Origin of the sequence: Mesorhizobium sp. B2-1-3A (assembly GCF_006442655.1) — a bacterium.
In the GTDB taxonomy this organism is placed as follows: Bacteria; Pseudomonadota; Alphaproteobacteria; order Rhizobiales; family Rhizobiaceae; genus Mesorhizobium.
The window spans coordinates 709,466-722,151 of the sequence record NZ_VFWK01000004.1 but is presented as its reverse complement, the minus strand read 5'-3'; the positions used below and the strand labels follow the sequence as shown (position 1 = coordinate 722,151).

Below are 12,686 nucleotides of genomic sequence, written 5' to 3'. Positions count from 1 at the left end.
CTACGCCGCTTCGCGAAAGGGGAAAAGTCCTGATAGACGACCGACACACCGTGTCGGCTCCGGGATGTTACCAAAGATCGAGACGCGGTATCTTGAATGGCGGGCTGGATCGTATCACATAGCTGTATATAACGACGCCGATAAGGGCCACGGAAACGCTCGAACATGAACATGATCGACCCCTTCGGTCGCACGATCAGCTATCTCAGAGTGTCGGTGACCGACCGCTGCGATTTCCGTTGCACCTATTGCATGGCCGAAGACATGGCCTTCCTGCCGAAGAAGGACCTGTTGTCGCTGGAAGAGCTGGACCGGCTCTGCACCGTCTTTATCGAGAAGGGCGTCAAACGGCTGCGCCTCACCGGCGGCGAGCCCCTGGTGCGCAAGAACATCATGCATCTGGTGCGCCAGCTCTCGCGCCACCTCGACAGCGGCGCGCTGGAAGAACTGACGCTGACCACCAATGGCTCGCAGCTGTCGCGCTTCGCCGCCGAGCTCGCCGATTGCGGCGTCAAGCGCATCAACGTCTCGCTCGATACGCTCGACGCCGACAAATTCCACCAGATCACCCGCTGGGGCCATCTCGACAAGGTCATGCAAGGCATCGATGCCGCTCAGGCGGCCGGGCTGAAGGTCAAGCTCAACGCCGTGGCGCTGAAGGACTTCAACGACGCCGAATTGCCCGACATGATGCGCTGGGCGCACGGCCGCGGCATGGACCTGACCGTCATCGAAACCATGCCGATGGGCGAGATCGACGCCGACCGCACTGATCAGTACCTGCCGCTATCGCTGCTGCGCGCTTCGCTGGAGCGACAGTTCACGCTGACCGACATTCCCTTCAAGACCGGCGGCCCGGCCCGCTACGTCCACGTCGCCGAGACCGGCGGAAAGCTCGGCTTCATCACGCCGATGACGCATAATTTCTGCGAAAGCTGCAACCGGGTTAGGCTGACCTGCACCGGCACGCTCTACATGTGCCTCGGCCAGGAGGATGCCGCCGATCTGCGCGCGCCCTTGCGGGCGTCCGAAGGCAACGAATTTGTCGCCGACGCGATCGACGAAGCCATCGGCCGCAAGCCGAAAGGCCACGATTTCATCATCGACCGCCGCACCAGCCGCCCGTCCGTGTCCCGGCATATGAGCGTCACCGGCGGCTGACCTTCCCGCCGATCTGTGCAAGGATTGCTCCCGGTCATTGGCTTTGGGAAGGTAGATGCGGCGGCTTTTTTCAGTGATTGCGACTTTCGCGGCGATTGCGGCAAGCGGCGCAATCGCCAAGCCCTTCACCTATGTGAACGAGCGCTTCGGCACCGTCTGCATCTTTCCCGACGAGATCTTCACCGATCGTCAGCCCGAGCCCGAAAATGGCGACGGACAGGTATGGCTGAGCGCGGATGGCGCCAGCCTGACCTGCTCCGGCATCCTCAATGTCGACGACGACACGCCGAAGGGCTTTGTCGCGGAAGAAAAGGCGAGCAAGGAACCCGGCTATGCCGTCACCTACAGCAAGACCGGAAAGGACTGGGCGGTGCTGTCGGGGATGAAGGACGGAAAGATTTTTTACGAGCGGCGCCTGTTCGGCAGGGATGGTGTCATTCGCACGGTCTGGATCGATTACCCGCCGGCCCTTAAGTCGAAATACGACCCGCTCGTTGGCGCCATTGCCGGCAGCCTCGAGGGACAGTGAGTATTTCGGATCACACCCCAGAAAAAGTCTCGTTCGCGACCACCGCCGGATTTACGGCCAGCTTGTTCCGGCCTAGCTTTTCGCCTGAAAGCGGCTCTTCGCTGACAGGGGGAAAACGTCATGCGCAAACTCATTCTTTCTCTTGCATTGCTTGGCTTCACGGCACTGCCCGCGGCAGCGCAGTCGATCGGCGGCACTTACACCGTGGCCGGCACCAACTTCGATGGCTCGGCCTATGGCGGCGAAGCCACCATCACGCTGACCAGCGGAACCACCTGCACGATCCACTGGGAGACGGGCGGCTCCTCCTCGGACGGCATCTGCATGCGCAATGACGACGCATTCTCCGCCGGCTATGTCATGGACAAGGATATCGGCCTCGTTGTCTACAAGGTCGAGGAGGACGGCTCGCTGCATGGCCTGTGGACGATCGCCGGCAAGGAAGGCAACGGCACCGAAGTGCTGACGCCGAAGAAATAGGCATCGTCCAGGCTGGTCGGTTTCCGGGAGGCGAAGCCGCCTCCCGATACGATCCGTGACGAAGCCGGGATGTGATTTTACCCGGCGCCGACGGATTCTCCCTGTTCTGGCACAGCCCTTTGCCATTGCTGTTTCGCGGCGGGCTGTTACAGGCTTGCTTGCTCAGGCAATCGGTAGATCTCTTGCCCCTTTCTCCAAATCTTCGCGGCGCGTTGTTCATGATGGTGGCGATGGTTGGCTTCACGCTCAACGACGCCATCACCAAATACTCTTCGCAATCGATGAACATGGCGCAGGTCATGCTGATCAGGGGGGCTTTTGCCTCGCTCTTCGTCGGCCTGCTGGCCTGGCAACGTGGCGCGCTTTGGCAGCCGCGCCTGATGCTGCAGCCATTGGTGGCAATCCGAGTCCTGGGCGAAGCGGGTGCCACCGTGTCATTCCTCGTGGCGCTGGCCCATTTGCCGATCGGCAGCGTCTCGGCGGTTCTTCAGGCGCTGCCGCTGGCGGTGACGATGGGGGCCGCGGTGTTTTTCGGCGAACCAGTCGGCTGGCGACGCTGGATGGCGATCGCCATCGGTTTTGCCGGCGTGCTGATCATCGTGCGGCCGGGCTTCGACGGCTTCAGCATCTATTCCCTTGTGGCACTGGTCAGCGTTGCATGCTGCACCGTGCGTGATCTCGCCACCAAGCGTATCCCCCAAGCCATACCGACAATGCTGGTCTCGACCGCCACCGCGCTGGCAATGACCGTCGTCGGCGCGGTGCTGTTGTCGCCGATGGGTGGCTGGACGCCGATGACCGGCAAGAGCACGACACTGCTGGCGCTGGCTGCGGTGCTCGTGCTCGTCGGCTATCAGTTCATCATCATGGCGATGCGCTCGGGCGAGATCTCCTTCGTCGCGCCATTCCGTTACACCGCGCTCCTCTGGTCCATATTGCTTGGCTTGATCGTCTTCGGCGATTTCCCGGACATGCCGATGATCGTCGGTGCGGCGATAGTCGTCGGCTCGGGTCTCTATACGCTTTACCGTGAACGGCTGGTCGGCCGGCGAAGAATCGTCGCCGAAAGCACCGGGCCGGCCATGGCGCCGGACGGAATCTAGCCCTTGAAGCTGCTTGCGATTTCCGGCGGCTGGCGTAGAGGCTGGGCGGCATGAAACGGGATGTCGCGGGGATCATTCTGGCCGGCGGCCAGTCACGGCGAATGGGAGGCGGCGACAAGAGCCTGTTGCCGCTTGGCGCCGGCTGCGTGCTTGACCTGGTCCTGTCGCGCCTTGGCCCACAGATTGAAACCCTGGCGCTCGGTGCCAATGGCGATCCGGCTCGCTTTTCCCGTTTCGGACTGGCCGTGCTTGCCGACACCGTCGAAGGCTTTGCCGGGCCGCTTGCCGGAATTCTGACCGGCCTCGAATGGGCCGTTGCCAGCACACCTTGCAAGGCTGTCGTCACCGCTGCCGGCGACACGCCCTTCCTGCCGCTTGATCTCGTCGACCGCCTGGCGGCGGCGGCCGGCCGAAGCCCCGGTTCGATCGCTGTCGCCTCCTCGGCCGGACGGCTCCACCCGACCTTCGCGCTGTGGCCAACCGATTGTCGCGACGCCTTGCGGCATTTCCTCGTCGATGAGGATAGCCGGCGGGTACTGGCCTTCATCGAGCGTCACGGTCATGTCGAGGTGGAATTCCCGATCCAGCAATCCACAGGGCTCGATCCTTTCTTCAACATCAACGTGCCGGACGATCTTGCCGAGGCCAGACGCCTGTTGCAGAGCATGACATCATGAACATCTTCGGCATCACCGGCTGGAAAAACTCCGGCAAGACCACACTGACCGAAAAGCTGGTCGCCGAGCTTGTGCGGCGCGGCTGGAAGGTCTCGACGGTCAAACATGCCCATCATGACTTCGACATCGACAAGCCTGGCGCCGACAGCTTCCGCCATCGGCAGGCCGGCGCCACCGAGGTCGCGATCGTTTCCGGCAACCGTTGGGCGCTGATGCACGAATTGCGCGGCGAGGACGAGCCACCGCTGGAAGGGATCCTTTCGCGCCTCGCCCCATGCGACATCGTGCTGATCGAAGGCTACAAGCGCGAGTCCCACCGCAAGATCGAAACGAGGCGGCTGGAGGCAAAGGACCGGGCGCCGCTTTCGGCTGACGATCCCAATATTGTCGCCGTCGCCGCGGATTTCGCCGTCACGGACAAGAGCCTGCCGGTATTCGACCTCAACGACGTAAAATCGATAGTCGACTTCATCGAGCGCACCACCGGCCTCGTTGCTTGAGATCTAACGTAACGGCAGAACCCCGTTACCGATTTTGGTGGTTTTGCAGTTGCTTTTTTCTTTGAAAGAGTGGGAGTATCGCTTCAGCGGGCGGTCAAAAGCACCGCCCCACAGAGCCGTTTCGGAACGACGGCCGGGACCATAAAGAGAGGACTATCATGCGTATTGCACTGCGTATCGCGCTCGCCGCATCGGCCGCGCTGCTGACGCTCGGCGTAGCCCAGGCCCAGGAAAAGACCCTGCGGATCGGCACCGAAGGCGCCTATCCCCCGTTCAACAATCTCACCTCCGACGGCAAGCTCGTCGGCTTCGACATCGATATCGCCCAGGCGCTGTGCGACCAGATGAAGGTCAAGTGCACCTTCGTCGCCCAGGATTGGGACGGCATCATCCCCGCGCTTCAGGCCGGCAAGTTCGACGCAATCGTCGCCTCGATGTCGATCACCCCCGAGCGCAAGGAGAAGGTCGACTTCACCCACAAATACTACAACACGCCTTCGGCTCTGGCAGTGCCGAAAGACTCAACGCTGAAGGGCGTGACCAAGGAAGATCTCGCCGGCAAGACCATCGGTGTCGCCACCACGACCACGCATTTCAACTATGCCTCGAAGACCTACACCGACAGCACCGTGAAGGGTTATCCGAGCAGCCCCGAGGAGCAGGCGGATCTTGCCAATGGCCGTCTCGACGCGATCGAGGACGATATCGTCGTGCTGCAGCAGTGGCTGGACTCGCCCGATGGTGCCTGCTGCAAGATTCTCGGCCAGCCCTCGCCGCAACCGGTCGAGATCTTCGGACCGGGCGCCGGCATTGCCGTGCGCAAGGGCGAGACCGACCTGGTCAACAAGCTCAATGAGGCCATCGACGCCATCCGAGCCAGCGGAAAATACAAGGAAATCAACGACAAGTACTTCAAGTTCGACGTCTACGGCGCCGAGTCCTGATAGACTGGATCAAGACGGCGGGGAAATTCCCCGCCGTCTTTCTATTCGTCTTGGGAATGCCGTGGAGATAAGACCCGTCAATGCCAGCCCAAAGCATATGGACACTTCTCAGTTGGGGACCCGATGGCTGGAGTGACGATATTGCCTATGGCGTCGTAGTAACGGTTCTGCTGGCGCTGGCGACGCTCCCCATTGGTTTGACGATCGGCTTTTTCATTGCGCTCGGCAAGCAATCCGAAGAGCCTTCGCTGCGCCTGGCCGCCAACATCTACACCACGGTCTTTCGTGGCCTGCCGGAACTGGTCACGCTCTTCCTGTTCTTCTTCGGCGTGCCGATCCTGCTGCAGCACATCATCCGGTATTTCCGCCCCGAAGCGACCATCGACGTCAACAGCTTCGTCGCCGGCATGATCGTGCTTGCCCTGATCTTCTCGTCCTACGCCAGCGAGGTTTTCCTGTCGGCCTTCCGTGCCATACCGAAAGGTCAGTATGAGGGTGGTTATGCCATTGGTCTTTCCTACGGGCAGACAATGCGCCTTGTGATCTTGCCGCAGCTGCTGCGCATAGCGTTTCCTGGTCTCGAGAATTGCTGGCTCAGCCTGTTGAAGGACACCTCACTGGTGTCGGTCGTCGGTCTAGCAGAGACATTGCGCAACGCCGGCGTGGCCGCTCGCGTCACTAAGCATTCGTTCCTGTTTTACGGCGTGGCGGCACTGGTCTTTCTTGGCCTGGCCGTCGTGTCATCCTTCGCCACCAACGCCATTTTGCGCTCGCTCGGCAAACGCGAGGCTCAACGATGAGCGCGACAGCTACCATGGTCGAACGGCCACCACCGCGTGCTCGCGGCTGGCCGCGACGGCGCATCGTCGGCTACGCGCTTGTTTGCCTGTGGATCGCCTTTGGCCTCGGCATCGTCAGCTACTTGTTCTTTGCCTGGAACGCAGCCTTCTTCGCCAAATATGCGCCGGCCTATCTCAGAGGGCTTGGCGTCACCCTGTCGCTGGTCGCCATTTCAATGGTGCTTGGCGCCGTCCTGTCGGTGCCTGTCGCCTATGGGCGCATGTCCAGGAACCGGATCCTGTCCGGTCTTGCCTATTGTTACGTCTATTTCTTCCGGGGCACGCCGCTGCTGGTTCAGACATTTCTGGTCTATTACGGGGTGGGCTCGTTCAGACCGGAGCTCAGTGCGGTTGGCTTATACCTACCGGTCGTCAGCGACTGGGTCCAAGTTCTGCCTCACGTAAGCATCCCGGTCGGATTTACGATGGGATGGTTCACGCTCTGGGATTTCTTCAAGGACGCCTTCAACTGCGGCGTCTTCGCCTTTGCGCTCAACACAGCCGCCTACCAGGCCGAAATCCTGCGCGGTGCCATCGAAAGCGTGCCAAGAGGGCAATGGGAAGGGGCATCGTCGCTCGGCCTGCACAAACTGCAGACGCTGCGCAAGATCGTCTTGCCGCAGGCGTTGATTGTCGCCCTGCGACCCTATGGCAATGAACTGATCCTGATGGTCAAGGCATCCGCCATCGTCGCCATCATCACGGTTTATGATCTGATGGGCAATGCAAAGCTCGCCTTCGCCAACAGCTTCGACATTCAAGCCTATATCTGGGTCGCCATCGTCTATCTGGTGATGGTCGAGATCTTGCGTCATGCCATCGAATGGATCGAGCGCCGCATCACCATTCACCTGAAACGCTGACCCGTTCTCGGCTTCGGCTGCACCAGTCGATGGTTTTCCGCGCGTCTTGACGAATTGAACGCAGAGTCTAGAACGGTTCATCGTTTCGCGGAAACGGCGAACCGCTCTATCTCTTTGTTTTGACGCAATTCCTGTGGGAAAACCGCTTCACATTTTTTCAGGAATTGCTCTAGAGCTTTCGCAGCAAATTCCATTTTCAGTCTGAAGGGCAAGCTTATGGCATCCGTGGCATTTCTCGGTCTTGGCGTAATGGGTTATCCGATGGCCGGGCACCTCAGGAACAAGGGGGGCCACGACGTCACTGTCTACAACCGCACCAAGGCCAAGGCCGAGCAATGGGTTGGCCAGCATGGCGGCAGCCTTGCGGTGACGCCGGCGGAGGCAGCCAAGGACAAGGACTTTGTCTTTTCCTGCGTCGGCAATGACGACGATCTGCGCTCGGTGACGACAGGCCCGGATGGTGCCTTCAAATCGATGAAGAAAGGTTCGGTCTTCATCGATAACACCACGGCCTCGGCCGAGGTCGCGCGCGAATTGGCGGAGGCCGCGCAAGCCGGCGGCTTCTCGTTTCTCGACGCGCCGGTCTCCGGTGGCCAGGCTGGCGCCGAGAATGGCGTGCTGACCGTCATGGTCGGCGGCGACCAGGCCGCCTTCGACAGGGCCAGGCCGGTTATCGACGCCTATGCCCGCATGGTCGGGCTGATGGGATCGGCGGGCGCCGGCCAGCTGACCAAGATGATCAACCAGATCTGCATCGCTGGGCTGGTGCAGGGCCTGTCGGAAGGCATCCATTTCGGCAAGAAGGCCGGGCTCGACATCGAGAAGGTGATCGAGGTGATTTCCAAGGGCGCGGCCGGATCCTGGCAGATGGAAAACCGGCACAAGACCATGAATGCGGGAAAATATGATTTCGGTTTTGCCGTCGACTGGATGCGCAAGGATCTCGGCATCTGCCTGGAGGAGGCTGATCGCAACGGCGCCAGGCTGCCGGTGACCGCGCTTATCGACCAGTTCTACAAGGACGTGCAGGCCATGGGCGGCAAGCGCTGGGACACGTCCTCGCTGCTGGCGCGGCTGGAGAAGTAGGATTTGCGATGGCCGAGCTTTCGCCCCAATCCAGTGCCGACGAAATCGTCGCGCATCTGCGCTTGATCGGCTCGGAGGAAAATCGTCTTGGCATGCTGCGCTACGGTATCAGGATCGAACGCGCGCTTGGAATCCCACATGGCGTCCAGCGGCAGATCGCTCGGAAGATCAAACGCAACCATGAGCGCGCTTTTGAGCTGTGGGAGTCAGGCATTATGGAGGCGCAGTTCATCGCTTCCGTCACGGCCGACCCGAACCGGTTTTCCGCCGCGAACGCAAGGCAATGGGCGTCGAGTTTCGATTCCTGGGATATCGTCGACGGCGTCTCCGATCTCTTCGTCGACACGGACGCCTGGAAGGATCTGATCGGCGAGTTCGCGGCCGATGAACGGGAATTTGTTCGACGCACGGCCTTTGCCATGATGGCTTGGTCTGTCGTCCACCGGAAGAAAGAGCCGGAGGCGACCTTTCTCACCTTCTTGTCGATCATCGAGGCGCATGCCTCGGACGACCGTAATTTCGTGAAGAAAGCCGTGAACTGGGCGCTTCGTTCGATCGGCAAGCGATCGATGAATATGCACGGCGCGGCCCTTGCTGTCGCTGAACGGCTCGCGAGATCGCCCGACAAGACGGCACGCTGGAACGGCAGGAATGCCGTGAAGGAACTGACCGATGCCAAAACGCTCGCGCGGATCGCCGCCAGAAACGTTTGACCTCGCCAACATCCGCTTCACCGAGGTGACGCGGGCGACCCGTGGCGGCTTCGAGACTTTGTTCGAGCAGCCGGGGGCGCCAAAATATTGCTGGTGCATGGCCTGGCGGCAGTCCGGCCGCGAGCACGCCCAGAGCGACGAGAAGAAGCGGCGGATGATGGCGCTCATCGATGCCAGCACCCCGGTCGGCATAGCCGCCGAGCTCGACGGCAAGACCATCGGCTGGTGCTCGGTCGCGCCACGCGAGACCTATCGCAAGCTTTCAAAGCAGCAGGATGACGGCGAGAGCGGCGTATGGTCGATCGTCTGCTTCTATGTGCCGAGGGCTTTGCGCGGCGGCGGCCTTGCTTCGGCGTTGCTCGATGCCGCCATTGATCATGCCTTCGCCAAGGGCGCGCGTATCATCGAGGCCTATCCGGTGTCCGAGGCGTCGCCGAGTTACCGTTTCATGGGTTTTCGCGACATGTTTGCATCGCGTGGCTTCCGCGAGGACGGCATGGCCGGTTCTCGCCGACATGTGATGCGGCTCGAGCATTGACGTCATTGGGCACGGCGTCTTTACTCGCCCGCAAAGGAAGCGGCATGAGCATCCATTTCAAATCAGTGCTGGCGCTCGCGGCCGCGCTGTCTCTCTGCGCCGCCGGTGCCTCGGCCGAGACCACGCACATCTTCTGGAAGGATCTGCGCCCGGCGAGCCAGGCGGTTGCCGAAGACGCCGGCCTGCCGATGATCGCGGCAAAATTGCCCGATCATGGCGAGACGCTGTCGCTTGGCCTGCAGGACGAGACTATACAATTAGCCGGCTATGCATTGCCGGTCGATCGCGACGGTGACCTCGTCTATCAGTTCCTGCTGGTGCCATGGACGGGCGCGTGCAGCCACATGCCGACGCCGCCACCCAACCAGATCGTGCTGGTCACGCCAGCCCATCCCTACAAGATGTCGCAAGCCTACCAGTCGGTCGCCGTCACCGGCGCCCTGAGGCCGGACATGGAAAAGAGCCAGCTGTTCATTCTGGATGGCGTCAGTGTCATCCAGTCCGGCTATACCGTGCGCAAGGCGGAGGTTGTCGGCGTCGACACCGTGCCGGACACCATCGTCCTGCCGGTGAATTCGCCCTGGAGTTTCCTCAACAAAAAGAAGAACTAGAGCAATTCCAGGAAAAGTGTGAACGGTTTTCCCACAGGAATTGCGTCAAAACAAAGAGTTAGAGCATTTCGCCGTTTCCGCGAAACGGTGAAATGCTCTAACGGCTTGGCGCTCAGGCAGCGTTGGCACCCGATTCCTTGTCCAACACCATGTAGTCGAGCGGGATCTCTGTGGTGTACTTGATCTGCTCCATGGCGAAGGACGACGACACGTCACGGATCTCGATCTTGGCGATCAGCCGCTTGTAGAAGGCGTCATAGGCGGCGATGTCGGGCACCACGACGCGCAGCAGGTAATCGACGTCGCCGCTCATGCGGTAGAACTCGACCACCTCGGGAAATTCCTGGATGACCTCGGAAAACCGCCGCAGCCACTCATGGCTGTGTGAATTGGTGCGGATCGAGACGAAGACAGTGACCCGTACATTGACCTTCTCATGGTCGAGAATGGCGACGCGCCGCTTGATGACGCCTTCCTCCTCGAGCTTCTGGATGCGGCGCCAGCAGGGCGTGGTCGACAGGCCGACTTTCTTGGCGACATCGGCGACCGCGAGCGTCGCGTCCTCCTGCAGGAGGCGTAGAATTTTTCGGTCAAGGCGGTCCATGAGAGGCTCCTGGGGAATAGTTTATCTATATTCCCTCTTATTCGAGGCTTTCACAAGAAAGAAATTCTGCCAATCGCCACTAAAGCGAGTGATTTCTTGCTGAATGCCTAGCCAATGCGATAGCGGATTTCCGACCGAAGGAAAGGCAGCAAATCCATTTCAAACCATGGATTCTGCTTTAGCCAGCCGGTGTTGCGCCAGGACGGATGCGGCAGAGGCAGCACTTTCGTGCCGACCGAATTCTCCCAGATGGCACGCCAGTCCATCACCGTTTCCGTCAGCGAGGGTCGGCGCGCGGCGCCCATGTGCCAGGACTGCGCATAGATGCCGATCGTCAGCACCAGGTCGATCGCCGGCATCAGGGCCATCAAGGGCGCGCGCCATGCCGGTGCGCATTCGCGCCTTGGCGGCAAGTCGCTGCCCTTGGCATCCTGACCGGGAAAGCAGAAGCCCATCGGCACGATGGCGAATTTCTCTATGTCGTAGAATTCGTCGCTGGTCACACCAAGCCAGTTGCGCAGGCGGTCGCCGGAGGCATCGGTGAACGGCATGCCTGACAGGTGCACCTTGGTTCCCGGCGCCTGGCTGGCGATCAGGATGCGCGCGCTGGACGACGGCCGCAGAACCGGTCTTGGCTCATGCGGCAGCGGCTTGCCGACGGGGTTCTCGACGCAGATGCGGCAGGCCCGGACCGTCGCGGCAAAGCTGTCCAGTTCCACACTCAAGCGGCGGCACTCGTCCGGCTGGAGATCGCCTGATGCCAGCGCAACACATTGGTGCATTCCTCCGGCACCTTGATGCGGGCCGGCTTCATGAAGTCGATCGCGATCAGGCCGGTAATATCGGCAATCGAATAGCTGTCACCGGCGGCGAACTCACGGCTCGCCAGCTCGCGGTCGAGAATCTTCAGGAACTCGACCGCCTTCGGCTTGTTGGCCTCGCCCCATTCCGGGACCTGCGGGATTTCCCATTCCTTCATGGCCGGATGGATATGGCGAAAGGCCTGCGCGACGCTGCTCAGCAGATTGAGCTCCATCCGCCTCTGCCACATCTCGACCTGCGCCTTGCCGAGCGCGCCGCGTCCGAACAGGGCCGGTTCGGGCTGCAACTCCTCGAAGTAGCGGCAGATGGCGACGGATTCCGTGATGATGGTGCCATCGTCAAGTTCCAGCACCGGCAGGCGTTGTAAAGGGTTGCGCGAACTCACTGTTTGGCTCTTGTGCTCCAGCGCGCCCATGTCGACGGACACGATTGGAACCGCGATCCCTTTCTCGGCAAGGAAAACGCGTACCCGCCGCGGGTTGGGCGCCCGGCCGCCGTCGAAGAGCTTCATTCGATCCTCCTTCCCTTCCGCAGATGCGTTTCACCAGAGGCGAAAAATCTCCCGGACGGCATCCCCGATCGATGCCAGCGCGCCGTGTCTTCGCTCCACGACTTCGCCGCGATGGCTGTCGCGCCAGTCCTGCGGCCGGTCGAACGTGCCTGCCCAGATGCCGACCTTTGCCGCGCGAGCGGTCGCTTCCTCGCTTTCGAAATCGCCATAGGCAACGGCCCAGCCAGCCTCGACCTGGGCGCGGTTGAGATCCGTGTCACCCGCCTTGCAGTTGCCAAGCAGCCGGCCATAACGATCCCGTTGCCAGCCGCTGCAAGTGACCGGCCTGCCGGCGATCAGGCGCACCAGCGACTGGCGCGCAAGCGTGCCGCAGGCATAATCGGCGCCGTTCCTGCGGCAGGTCTGGGTGTATTCAGGCGCGTCGATGCCGCGCATGCGGATGCGCTCGGTGCCGAGCGTGATCGAATCGCCGTCATTGATGACGGCCGCGCCTTGCGTCTTGCGCGTCTCGAACCGGTCGAGGCGTGCCGCCAGCAGGATCAGCAGCCCCAGAATGACGATAGTCAGCCCGTAGTCCATGAGCTTGCGCCACAGGCTTCTCGGGCGCGGCGCCGCGTACCGGCGCGATCTTGGCGACCAGGAACGGCTCATATGGCAAACGGTTGGTTAATCATTCGAACGTAGCTTAACACCTTGGAACCGCTG

17 protein-coding genes are annotated in these 12,686 nt (G+C 61.3%); 13 read left to right on the top strand and 4 right to left on the bottom strand.

All coding sequences use genetic code 11. From position 1 onward, the window contains the following. The first annotated feature begins 165 nt into the window (after positions 1-165). The 13 genes from moaA (at position 166) to FJ977_RS19290 (ending at position 10,044) form a co-directional block, all read left to right on the top strand. Entirely contained in the window at positions 166-1,161 is a 996-nt protein-coding gene (gene moaA / locus FJ977_RS19350; protein ID WP_140773804.1) for a GTP 3',8-cyclase MoaA, read from the top strand. A 55-nt stretch (positions 1,162-1,216) separates the two neighbouring features. Next, complete coding sequence (locus tag FJ977_RS19345) at positions 1,217-1,690, top strand: hypothetical protein (RefSeq protein WP_140773803.1); 474 nt, start codon at positions 1,217-1,219, stop codon at positions 1,688-1,690. A gap of 120 nt (positions 1,691-1,810) precedes the next feature. Further along, positions 1,811-2,170, top strand: a complete 360-nt coding sequence (locus tag FJ977_RS19340; RefSeq protein ID WP_140773802.1) for a hypothetical protein — start codon at positions 1,811-1,813, stop codon at positions 2,168-2,170. A 182-nt stretch (positions 2,171-2,352) separates the two neighbouring features. Then, positions 2,353-3,273: a DMT family transporter gene (locus FJ977_RS19335; protein ID WP_140773801.1), complete on the top strand. Its 921-nt coding sequence runs from the start codon at positions 2,353-2,355 to the stop codon at positions 3,271-3,273. Between the two features lie 50 nt (positions 3,274-3,323). Then, positions 3,324-3,950, top strand: a complete 627-nt coding sequence (gene mobA, locus FJ977_RS19330) for a molybdenum cofactor guanylyltransferase MobA (protein WP_140773800.1) — start codon at positions 3,324-3,326, stop codon at positions 3,948-3,950. Continuing rightward, positions 3,947-4,450, top strand: coding sequence for a molybdopterin-guanine dinucleotide biosynthesis protein B (gene mobB, locus FJ977_RS19325; protein WP_140773799.1), 504 nt, complete (start codon positions 3,947-3,949; stop codon positions 4,448-4,450). The genes mobA and mobB overlap by 4 nt, the downstream gene beginning before the upstream one ends. A gap of 158 nt (positions 4,451-4,608) precedes the next feature. Next, positions 4,609-5,394: an ABC transporter substrate-binding protein gene (locus FJ977_RS19320; protein WP_140773798.1), complete on the top strand. Its 786-nt coding sequence runs from the start codon at positions 4,609-4,611 to the stop codon at positions 5,392-5,394. An 80-nt stretch (positions 5,395-5,474) separates the two neighbouring features. After that, complete coding sequence (locus FJ977_RS19315) at positions 5,475-6,194, top strand: ABC transporter permease (RefSeq protein WP_140773797.1); 720 nt, start codon at positions 5,475-5,477, stop codon at positions 6,192-6,194. Next, positions 6,191-7,096, top strand: coding sequence for an ABC transporter permease (locus tag FJ977_RS19310; RefSeq protein WP_140773796.1), 906 nt, complete (start codon positions 6,191-6,193; stop codon positions 7,094-7,096). The genes FJ977_RS19315 and FJ977_RS19310 overlap by 4 nt, the downstream gene beginning before the upstream one ends. A 216-nt stretch (positions 7,097-7,312) precedes the next feature. Beyond that, the gene (locus tag FJ977_RS19305; protein ID WP_140773795.1) at positions 7,313-8,182 is read left to right on the top strand and encodes an NAD(P)-dependent oxidoreductase; all 870 of its coding nucleotides are present in this window, start codon (positions 7,313-7,315) and stop codon (positions 8,180-8,182) included. A gap of 8 nt (positions 8,183-8,190) precedes the next feature. Further along, the gene (locus tag FJ977_RS19300) at positions 8,191-8,895 is read left to right on the top strand and encodes a DNA alkylation repair protein (protein WP_140773794.1); all 705 of its coding nucleotides are present in this window, start codon (positions 8,191-8,193) and stop codon (positions 8,893-8,895) included. Then, positions 8,855-9,433 carry a GNAT family N-acetyltransferase gene (locus FJ977_RS19295; protein ID WP_140773793.1) on the top strand — a complete coding sequence of 193 codons (579 nt, stop codon included), beginning with the start codon at positions 8,855-8,857 and terminating at the stop codon, positions 9,431-9,433. The genes FJ977_RS19300 and FJ977_RS19295 overlap by 41 nt, the downstream gene beginning before the upstream one ends. Positions 9,434-9,477: 44 nt before the next feature. After that, complete coding sequence (locus tag FJ977_RS19290; protein WP_140773792.1) at positions 9,478-10,044, top strand: DUF3299 domain-containing protein; 567 nt, start codon at positions 9,478-9,480, stop codon at positions 10,042-10,044. 112 nt (positions 10,045-10,156) lie between these two features. On the opposite strand, the gene FJ977_RS19285 is transcribed toward FJ977_RS19290, so the two are convergent. From FJ977_RS19285 to FJ977_RS19270, 4 genes are all read right to left on the bottom strand, one after another. Continuing rightward, positions 10,157-10,648 (bottom strand): Lrp/AsnC family transcriptional regulator, encoded by a 492-nt coding sequence (locus FJ977_RS19285; RefSeq protein ID WP_006205209.1) that lies wholly within the window; start codon positions 10,646-10,648, stop codon positions 10,157-10,159. A gap of 107 nt (positions 10,649-10,755) precedes the next feature. After that, on the bottom strand, positions 10,756-11,430 hold the full coding sequence (locus FJ977_RS19280) for a uracil-DNA glycosylase family protein (protein ID WP_140773791.1): 675 nt from the start codon (positions 11,428-11,430) through the stop codon (positions 10,756-10,758). After that, on the bottom strand, positions 11,370-11,981 hold the full coding sequence (locus tag FJ977_RS19275; protein WP_140773790.1) for a glutathione S-transferase: 612 nt from the start codon (positions 11,979-11,981) through the stop codon (positions 11,370-11,372). The genes FJ977_RS19280 and FJ977_RS19275 overlap by 61 nt, the downstream gene beginning before the upstream one ends. Positions 11,982-12,011: 30 nt before the next feature. After that, positions 12,012-12,632, bottom strand: coding sequence for a thermonuclease family protein (locus tag FJ977_RS19270; protein ID WP_140773789.1), 621 nt, complete (start codon positions 12,630-12,632; stop codon positions 12,012-12,014). Positions 12,633-12,686 lie beyond the last annotated feature (54 nt).